Annotated in this window: 8 protein-coding genes; 6 read left to right on the forward strand and 2 right to left on the reverse strand. The window is 66.9% G+C overall.

The window, feature by feature from the left end:
- From ACWDN5_RS45065 to ACWDN5_RS45075, 3 genes are all read left to right on the forward strand, one after another.
- Nucleotides 1-716, forward strand: a 716-nt coding sequence (locus tag ACWDN5_RS45065; protein ID WP_449680592.1) for a zinc-binding dehydrogenase, incomplete at its 5' end; no start/stop codon positions are given.
- A gap of 153 nt (nt 717-869) precedes the next feature.
- Nucleotides 870-1,766 carry an SDR family NAD(P)-dependent oxidoreductase gene (locus tag ACWDN5_RS45070; protein ID WP_449680593.1) on the forward strand — a complete coding sequence of 299 codons (897 nt, stop codon included), beginning with the start codon at nt 870-872 and terminating at the stop codon, nt 1,764-1,766.
- A gap of 273 nt (nt 1,767-2,039) precedes the next feature.
- The gene (locus tag ACWDN5_RS45075) at nt 2,040-3,188 is read left to right on the forward strand and encodes an epoxide hydrolase family protein (protein WP_449680594.1); all 1,149 of its coding nucleotides are present in this window, start codon (nt 2,040-2,042) and stop codon (nt 3,186-3,188) included.
- 328 nt (nt 3,189-3,516) lie between these two features.
- Here ACWDN5_RS45075 and ACWDN5_RS45080 read toward each other — a convergent pair whose 3' ends face one another.
- Nucleotides 3,517-4,221 carry a nuclear transport factor 2 family protein gene (locus ACWDN5_RS45080; protein ID WP_449680595.1) on the reverse strand — a complete coding sequence of 235 codons (705 nt, stop codon included), beginning with the start codon at nt 4,219-4,221 and terminating at the stop codon, nt 3,517-3,519.
- Nucleotides 4,222-4,945: 724 nt separating this feature from the next.
- On the opposite strand from ACWDN5_RS45080, the gene ACWDN5_RS45085 reads away from it, so the two are divergent.
- Both ACWDN5_RS45085 and ACWDN5_RS45090 read left to right on the forward strand, forming a co-directional pair.
- On the forward strand, nt 4,946-5,308 hold the full coding sequence (locus ACWDN5_RS45085) for a nuclear transport factor 2 family protein (RefSeq protein ID WP_449680596.1): 363 nt from the start codon (nt 4,946-4,948) through the stop codon (nt 5,306-5,308).
- A 124-nt stretch (nt 5,309-5,432) separates the two neighbouring features.
- Entirely contained in the window at nt 5,433-6,026 is a 594-nt protein-coding gene (locus ACWDN5_RS45090; RefSeq protein ID WP_449680597.1) for an NADPH-dependent F420 reductase, read from the forward strand.
- A 382-nt stretch (nt 6,027-6,408) separates the two neighbouring features.
- On the opposite strand, the gene ACWDN5_RS45095 is transcribed toward ACWDN5_RS45090, so the two are convergent.
- Nucleotides 6,409-6,822 carry a DPP IV N-terminal domain-containing protein gene (locus ACWDN5_RS45095; RefSeq protein WP_449680598.1) on the reverse strand — a complete coding sequence of 138 codons (414 nt, stop codon included), beginning with the start codon at nt 6,820-6,822 and terminating at the stop codon, nt 6,409-6,411.
- Between the two features lie 960 nt (nt 6,823-7,782).
- Between ACWDN5_RS45095 and ACWDN5_RS45100 the strand changes: the two genes are divergently transcribed.
- On the forward strand, nt 7,783-8,859 hold the full coding sequence (locus ACWDN5_RS45100) for a hypothetical protein (protein ID WP_449680599.1): 1,077 nt from the start codon (nt 7,783-7,785) through the stop codon (nt 8,857-8,859).
- Nucleotides 8,860-9,231: the final 372 nt, after the last annotated feature.

Below are 9,231 nucleotides of genomic sequence, written 5' to 3' on the forward strand. Positions count from 1 at the left end.
CCGCGCTCGGCCCGGGCGTCACCGGCTTCGCCGTCGGCGACCCGGTGATCGGGTTCGCGCCCCGCGCCGCGATGGCCGACTACACCGTCATCGACGCCTCGGGTGCCGCGAAGATCCCCGCGGGTCTGGACTTCGCGTCCGCCGCCACCATCCCCGCATCGGGCGCCACCGGCTGGGGCAGTGTCGCGGCCATCAAACCGGCCGAGGGGGAGACCGTCTTCGTCTCCTCCGCCTCGGGCGGGTCCGGCATCTTCACCGCCCAGCTCGCCCGGCTCCACGGCGCGCGGGTCATCGGCGGCACCTCTCCCGCCCATGCCGGCCGGCTCCAGGAGCTCGGGGTCGAACCGGTCTTCTACGGGCCGCGTCTGCGTGACCAGCTCCAGGAGCTGGCCCCGAACGGCATCGACGCGGTCTTCGACACCTTCGGCGGCGGGTACGTCGACCTCGCCATCGACCTCGGCGTGCCGCCGCACCGGATCAACACCATCGCCGACTACGCAGCGGTCGAACGCCACGGCGTGCAAGTCCGGGGCAACGCGGATGCCATGTCCCCGGAAATCTGGGAGAAGCTCCTGGACCTGGTCGTCAAGCAGCAGCTGGTCGTGCCGATCGAGGCCGAATACCCGCTCGAGGAGATCCGCCGCGCCTACCTCGACGTCGCCACCCGGCACGGCTTCGGCAAACGCGTCGTCCGCCTGCGCCCCGACCCGCGCTGATCCGCAGCCGATAACCCGTACATCCCGTACAGCGCTGTGCCTATACGGCACAGCGCCGACGCAACACGCCCGCGAGAACACACGGCGCGGCCGCCCCAGTGCCCCACCACCCTTCGCCCACCGTTCGCACCTCTCACCAAAGGACTGATCACCATGGGAGCCTTCGGAACTCTCGACCGCAGCACCATCGTCCACTCCGCCCCCATCGACCGCCTCGACCTGACCGGCAAGCGCCTCACCGTGATCGGTGGCACCAACGGCCTCGGCCAGGCGATCGCCCGCCAAGCCCTGGCCCGCGGCGCCGACGTCACCGTCGTCGGCCGCACCTTCCGAGACACCCCGCACGAGCGGCTGCGCTTCGTCCAGGCCGACCTGTCCGCCATGAAGGAAGCCATCCGGGTGGGCGAGGAGCTTCCCGTGGAGAGCGAGGACGTCGTCCTGTTCACCAACGGCATCACCGCCGCCAAGATCCGCGAGGAAACCGCGGACGGCATCGAGCGCGACATGGCCATCAGCTACCTCAGCCGCTACGCCTTGCTGCGCGGCCTCGACGCGCGCATCGGCACCGCTCGCCCCGCCAACTCGCCCCGCGCGCGGGTGTTCATCATGGCTGGCCCTGGCGGCGACCAGGACGGAAACCCCGACGACCTCAACGCGCTGACCGCCTACAACCAGAACAGCGCGCACATGAACACCGTCGTGGCCAACGAGGCGCTGACCATTCACGGCGCCAACGCCACGACGGGACCGGCGTTCTTCGGCCTCAACCCCGGCCTGATCAAAACCGGCATCCGCGCCAACTACCTCGGCGAAGGCAGCATCGCGCACAAGGCGACCGAGGCCCTCGTCGGACTACTCGCCCAGTCCCCGCAGACCTACGCCAAACGCATCGTGCCGCTGCTGTTCACCGACGACCTCGACCAGCGCACCGGCGTGATGTTCGACCGCAAGGGCCGCCCGATCCGGCCGTCGCTCACCATGACCCCGGACCGTGTCGACAAGTTCATGACCGCGTCCCGCGACTTGCTGGATCGTGCACTGGCGCGATGACGCCGCGGTGCCGCCGACGGCCTGCACCACGCTTCGCGGCCTGATCGGCACCGCCCTCCCGCCGCAGCTGCCCTGGCTGACCACCGAGCCTGGCAGCCGACGACCTCTGTGCGTGCGCTCAGCGCGCCCCTCGCCACCAGGGCACGCCCTGAGCAGCCCTACCGGTGCCATCGGTGCGCCGGCGAAAACGCACCCGCAGAGGTCGTCCTGGCGGGCCCCCGTCCAGTATCGCGACACGCTCGCTTCGAGGATCTTCATCAAGGAGACCATCTGATGCAGATACGTCCGTTTCGCAGCGAAACACGTCCAGAACAGCTCGCCGATCTCGAAGAGCGATTGGCGAGGACACGCCTGGCCCCTCCCTTGGCGACCTCGGACTGGACCCACGGCACTCCGACCGGCTATCTCGCCGAACTGGTGGACTACTGGCACACCAAGTTCGATTGGACCGCGGCCGAGCAGCGGCTGAACAACCTCCCCCAGTTCCTGACCGACGTCGACGGCGCCACGGTGCACTTCGTCCACGCCAAGGGAAACGGCCCAAAACCGTTGCCGCTGCTGTTTTCCCACGGCTGGCCCGGATCGTTCTGGGAAGTATCGAAGATCATCCGCCCGCTGACCGACCCCGCGTCACACGGCGGCGACCCCGCCGACGCGTTCGACGTCATCGCGCCCAGCATCCCCGGCTACGGCTTCTCCCCCTACCCCGACAAGCCAGGTATGAGCCCCAAGAGCGTCGCGACCCTGTTCGACACCCTCATGTCCGACGTGCTCGGCTACTCCCGCTACGGCGCCCAGGGCGGCGACTGGGGCGCGATGATCACGACAAGCCTCGGCCGCGACCACGCCGCCCACGTCCTCGGCATCCATCTCAACATGCTCGGCGCGATGCCGGTGCTCGACGAGAACTCAGCGCCGCTCAACGACGCCGAGCAGACATTCATGGAGCAGGTCCGGGAATTTCTCGACAAGGAGAGCGCCTACAGCCAGATCCAGGGCACCCGGCCGGCGACCATCGCCGCGGGACTGGCTGATTCTCCCGCCGGCCTGGCCGCGTGGATGGTAGAGAAGTTTCGCGCCTGGAGCGACAACGACGGCGACGTCGAGTCGGTGTTCAGCAAGGACGACCTGCTCACCGACATCACCCTGTATTGGCTGACCAACACCGCCGGCACGGCAGCCCGCCTGTACTACGAAGCCTTCCACAACGAAGGCCTGCTGGCGCCAGGATACGTGCCCACCCCGACCGGCTTCGCCGCGTTCGCCAAAGAAATCATCAAGCCACCCGAGGAATTCCTACGGCGCAGCTACAACCTGACCAGGTTCACCGCGTTCGACAAAGGCGGCCACTTCGCCGCCATGGAGCGGCCGGAGGACCTGGTCACCGAGATCCGCGAATTCTTCCGCCCGCTGCGTGCCTGACGCGGCACCGCAAGCCGGGATCTCAAGGCGAACCACCGCTTCCACGACCTGCGGTGGTTCGCCGTAGACCTCAGGCACTGTGGACGTCCTGCAGCCGGCAGCGGGTCTCCGAGCCGACTCTTGGCTGCCAGCGCACAAGCTCCTCGGCGACACAGTCCGCCACGCGCGCAGTTCCGCGAAAGACGAGACGCCGACCCGCCGGGGGATACACGACCAAACGCCGAAGGTGTCCAAGATGGACGCCTTCGGCGTTTGGTCGCACCGCCGGTACAGGGCTTGAACGGCTCGAACCAGGCCCAGTTCGTTGCCTCCCCAGTCGCCGGTGTTCTCACACAGTCAGTCGCGGTGTGGTCATCGGGTTTCCGTTGGCGGTGCTCTCGGCAGGCACCTCCTCCTGCACGGCATGCCAGTGAGCGATGATCTTCCCGTGCTCGTCGAGCCGCAAGATGTAGGCGGCGATCAGCGGCACCGGCATGAAGCCGGTAAACCGCGCATGGACGAAGACCTCGTTCCCTTCACCGAAGATCACGCCAGGCTCGTAGGACATCTGCGGGGTAAGAACGTCGACTGGAACCGGCGGTTCGACTGCCCAGTAACGGTCGAGGGACGAGGGGTCGCGATGGGTGAACAGTTCGTCAAGGGCCTTCTCCACGACCGGTACGGCGTCGTGTGCGAGAGGTTCCGGCGATGACCGCACGAGTACCGGCGCGGCGGCCTCGTCCTGGGTGACATCCCAATGCTCGGCGACCTTGCCATCCTCGAAGCGGAAAGTGTCCACGATGACCTTCGTGGTGTCGCCCTGCCCCGTCACCTTGGACGCCACGCTGACCCAGTCGCCGGAGGCGACCACCTTGTGCACGTCGAAGTGCAAGTCCGGCAGCAACGTGATCGCCTTCTTGATGCCGGCCACACCGTCGGGCACCACCGGGTTGTGCTGGACATAGGGATCACGGAAGTAGCGGTCGACCGCACTCGGGTCGTGCCCGTTGAGCAGCTGCTCGACCACCGCGAGGGCGGTCTGCTTGTTCGTCATAATCGGCTCCAGATGGGACGGTGGTTAGGTTTGCTGTCCACAGCACGAGATCGGCAGCGCGTCCTGCCCGCCCCGGCCACGGCGCGGGAGGCACCGGTGAAGCCGGAGACTTCACCGTCGGACGCTCAGCCATGAAGCGGTGTAACGCGGCAGGCACGTTCTCGTCCCTGCGTACCCGGCAGGGAGCCACTGTCGGCCGGACGCCACGGTGACAACATCCGTCAGATGACAGTCGGTGCGGCGGAGACCGCCTCGACGACCAGCCCGGCAACGGGAGCGGCAAGACCGGTTACGACGCGGGCAGCTGGACGACTGCCGAGCGTTGGCCTGCACCGCAGGGGCGGCCAGCCTCCTGAAGAATCATGGCCAGACGCTGGATGCCCGGTCGATCGGCACGACGCCCAGCGCTACACCTCCGACCGCAGAAGTCGTTACCGCCCGGAAACCTTCACCGCGGATGGGCTGGAAGGCCACGGCCTGCACACCGGCGTGGCCGACAGATCGACAGGTCGACAGCTACCCCGCGCGGCGTGAGCACCGCGCAACCTGCCCACGCCTTGAGCAGGGCAGAAGCACACCGGTGAGGAGTCCACGCGGTCCCTGTCCGTTCCTTCCGGTACTTCGTGACCGTCACGACGCCAGTCATCCAACGGGCGCCGCCCGCAGCGCCTGCATCCGACGATGGTCTCCATCAACTTCGGATCGCACGCCACTGGAGCCGACCATGTCCAACAAGGACGTCCTCCGCATCGCCATGCACGAACTCTTCGAGCAGAAAGACCTGACAGCTCTGGACCGATACTGGGCGGAACCGTACGTCCAGCACAGTCCCCATCTTCCCAACGGCCTCGACGCCCTGCGCACGGCCGTGCCGTCGCTCGTCGGCTTCAGCTGGACCCCAGAACGAATCTTCGAAGACGGCGACTACGTCATCGCCCACAGCAAGGTCAGCGGCTGGCTGCCCGACGGCGACGCCGCGATCGTCGACATCTTCCGCTTCGACAACGGCCGCATCGTCGAGCACTGGGACGTCGTCCAGCCCTACGTCACCGCCGAACGGACACTCAGCGGAAACAAGATGGTCTGAGTCCCCACGAGGCACCGGCCCGCTGGCGGACAGTCCGGACGAGATCACCCGTCCTCACCGGCCGCCCCACAAACAACCTCCACCACTGAACCATCAGCCATCCACACACGGCAGGAGAACAACCATGCGAATCGGAATCATCGGAGCCGGCGCGATCGGCACCGCGTTCGCCCGGCGCCTCGTCGCAGCCGGCCACGAGGCGCTGCTGAGCAACAGCCGCGGCCCTGAAACACTCGCAGAACTCGTGGCCGATCTCGGGCCCGGCGCTATCGCCAGCACGAGGGACGAGGCCGCGCAGGCAGAGATCGTGGTGCTTGCCGTGCCCCACCCGCAGGCAGCCAAGGCGCTCGCCGGACTGCCCGACTGGAACGGCCGGGTGCTCGTCGACGCCACCAACGACTTCTCAGCACGCCCGGCACCCGGGCAGCCGACGTCCAGCGAGCAGATCGCCGCGCTGGCCCCCAATGCAAACGTGATCAAAGCCCTCAACCACCTCGGCGCGGCTGTCCTCGGGGCCGAGCCGCAGACCGCCAGCGGAAATCGCGTGCTGTTCGTCTCGGGAGACGACGCAGCCGCCAAAAAGACGTTGAGCGCCGTGCTCACCGAACTCGGCTACGCGCCGATCGATCTTGGCCGCCTCGCCGAAGGCGGAAGGCTGCACCAACTCGGCGGGCCGCTCGTCAGCATCGACCTCGTCCGGCTGGAGCCGAGTCGATGAACAGACTCGCCCTCAACGCAGCAGCGGACAGCCTCGGTTCACCTGCAACTGCATGCGCAGTGCCTCCGGGACTCCTTGGTGGCATCTCGGGTGCAGCAGGGCGCTAACCCAGGTGGTGCCGGGATCGCCGCGATCCGTGACGTCCGCACCGAAGGACAGCTGACCGCCCGTAATCCTGTCTCGGTTGGCGAAGCCTCTGCACGAGATCTCGGACAACCGGTTGGCATGGCGGCGGCCAAGACGTTCAAGAGGCAGAGTTGCCTCGCATCGGCCTTCTGCCTCCGCGATGATCAGGCCCTGCTTCCTGGAGACGCCAGCGAGGCTGGGATGGCGCGCCATCCCAGCCTCGGCTTTCGCCGCCGCGCAGTCGGCTCGTGGCTGTCTACGTGAGGCGGTTTGCCCCGTTGATGCCTGTCCCCAACCGCGGCTTCGCCCGGTCGGCCGGCAGCTTGTCGACGAACGGGTGCTCGGGCATCGAACGCTCGTCCAACCGCCCGGTGAGCAGGAGCCGGCCGGAGGGCGAGAACGCCGTAGCCATCGGCGGAAGCGGACGGTCCCGCGCGGCGAGCGGCAGATTCGACCGCAGGTAGTCCGGAGTCGCACCCCAGGCGAAGTGCGCTTCGCCGGCTCGGGTCACCTGGCGTTCCTCGCCGTTCTCATCGCGCAGCCACAGGTCGTGCTCACGCCGGAAGACTTCGGTCTTGCCGTCCGGGCTGCGAAGCGCGGGCTCCGCGGCGGAGACGGCCGAGTCGCCGTCGGGACCGAGCGCCGCGGCGCCGCCGTCGCCAAGCCGCACCAGGTGCGGCTCGTAAGCGGTGACCGGGATCGTTCCGGGTCGACCAGGACGTATTCGTGGCCGTCGGCGCCGTCGCGGCGGTACCAGAACTCGTCGCCGTCACCGGTCCACCGCGGGTCGATCGCGCGGTTGCGACCAGTCCGGGCAGCCGTTCAGGCACCAGAGCCAGGGCGCTGCGATAGCGCTCATCCATCGTGGGACGCATGGTCGCCTTCTCGGTCGAGGTCAGTGAGCTGACCTTGGTCGGCCGCTGTGCCCGGGACCACCCTCATTCGTCACCGCCTGAGCTTCCGGCCGCGACAGTTGTCGATCCCGCCCGGGGGTGCATCCGGCGGGAGCAACACCCTCAGGCTCACGCCGCTCACGTAGCTCAAGACCATCCGGGCCGCACGTTCCCGCAGCCAGAAAAGTATTTCCTCGATGGTTCCGTAGCTCCTCACTCTTCCAGGTACCAGAGCCTCGACCCCATCCGCGGCGACCCAAGTCGAGCCCACCGTCGGCCGGTTGACCTGTGGACACATCCGCCAGATCGCTGGCTATGGCAGGTGCAACTTCACTCGCGGTACTCGGCTCCCCGCACAGGCGGAGAGCCCCGGTTGACGGCGCTGCCGTTGAACTTCAGAAAATGTCTCCTTCGTGAAAGCGATTCCGGTGAACAACGACCGCACACGGTCCGTGCACGGAACCGCGGCGACGGGTCTCCGGAAACAGGCGTCTATCGTCCTCAGCGGAGACACGAGTCCCAGGTCGCCGGTCCAGCCGCAACCCAGGCCCTGCACCGTCCGCCTTCTCCTGCCTACTCGCTCATGCCTCCATCCGGGTGGCCGCTCATCCTCCGCTCCCAGATTACGCGCAACTTCCGAATCGATCCAGAAAAGGCATGACATCCAATAATGTGCCTTACGTATGCGCGGATCGTCGGCAACCAGCCGTATTCTGGATTCGTCGAGGGAGGCGTCGATGTCGACACTGGTGCGATACACCCGGGACGGAGACGAGCGTGAGATAGATCTGGCGAAGCTCAGCGCGCGTGACTACGAGTTGATCAAGGCGCTGCACCTGAATATCGACCGCGGCGATCGTGTGTTGCTCTGCCAGCAGGCACCTGGCGATGACGACAGCGCGGAGATGTTCGTCAGACACTACCGCGGCCGCTACTGGGCCGTGCACTTCCGCAACGGCAGTTGCACCGCCGACCACGCGATCGTCCCTGAGTCGGACGAACACCGACGACAAAAAGACTACTGGCAACGCGCCGCCGAGGATGCCGGCTACCGGGCTTCCCAGGAATACCGGACCGGTCGCGGAACCATCCTGGACGTAGCGATCGACGGGCCGCACCGCACCGGAATCGAAGTACAGCACTCGGCGATCGAGTCGACCCTCGTCAAGTCGCGCACCACGAAATCATTTGGCGCAGGCTGGCTACCGGTGTGGTTCCTCGACTCCGACAGCACTCCGCCCTGGTTCTACGAGGTGCCAGCACTCGGCTGCAATGACGTGCCATGGAGCACACTGCCCGAGCGTGGAGCAGCCACCGCCGTGGGCCCACGCAAGATGGTTCCAACCCGCTGCACAATCGGCAACTACGGCAGCGGCTGTCCGACCGGCGGCCGCAGCAAGCGAACCCGTCCCAAGCGACCATGCGGGCACTTACACCCGAAACCGGAGCTACGTCACGGCCTGACCGTCGACGACGTCGCACGCATGATCCCCGCCGGAGAGCTCGTCGCAATGCGGGACCTGCTCGGCGATGTCCGCCTGATCTCCGGTACCGATCTCGAGCTGTATCAGGAGATGACCGGGCTCAGCGGCGAATACCAACCAGGCGACAGGCACCGACGTCGAGGACGGTCGGCACCACGAACAGCCGAGTGCGTCAACACAGGCCATCGCAGCGCGACAACAGGTATGTGCGCGAAGTGCGGCTTACGACCACGCGGCCAAGGCGACGTTTTGTGCGAGACCTGCTGGTTGATGATCAGCGGACGCACTGCCGCGGAGCATTACATCGATCTGCCGGCACAGCGCTCATGAGCACCAAGTCGACTGCGGGATGCAACATCGACGCACGTCGGCCATCGTGGCAGGTCGCCAAGCAGGCGAACCTGGCCGGAAGTGTCGGTAGCTTACCGTCACAAACTTTCAACACGTTCTCACTAATTCTACTGGGGCACAGCCGGGGCAAACCCCCTTTTCGAACGGCGTACAACAGCACCGAAGTGCACCCAACTGCCCCAGACTGCCCCAGCCGACCTGCGGATTCACCAAAACCGCAGGTCAGGAGGCCTTGACCCCCGAGGTTGGCTCACCGGGTTCCCCCGCCCGCAGTCCTCGACCCGGTTTTCGCCGCCGCGGATGACCATGTCCTTGATGCGGCCGGTGATGTTGAGGTAGCTGTCACCGTCC

Source organism: Amycolatopsis sp. NPDC003731 (genome assembly GCF_053586895.1).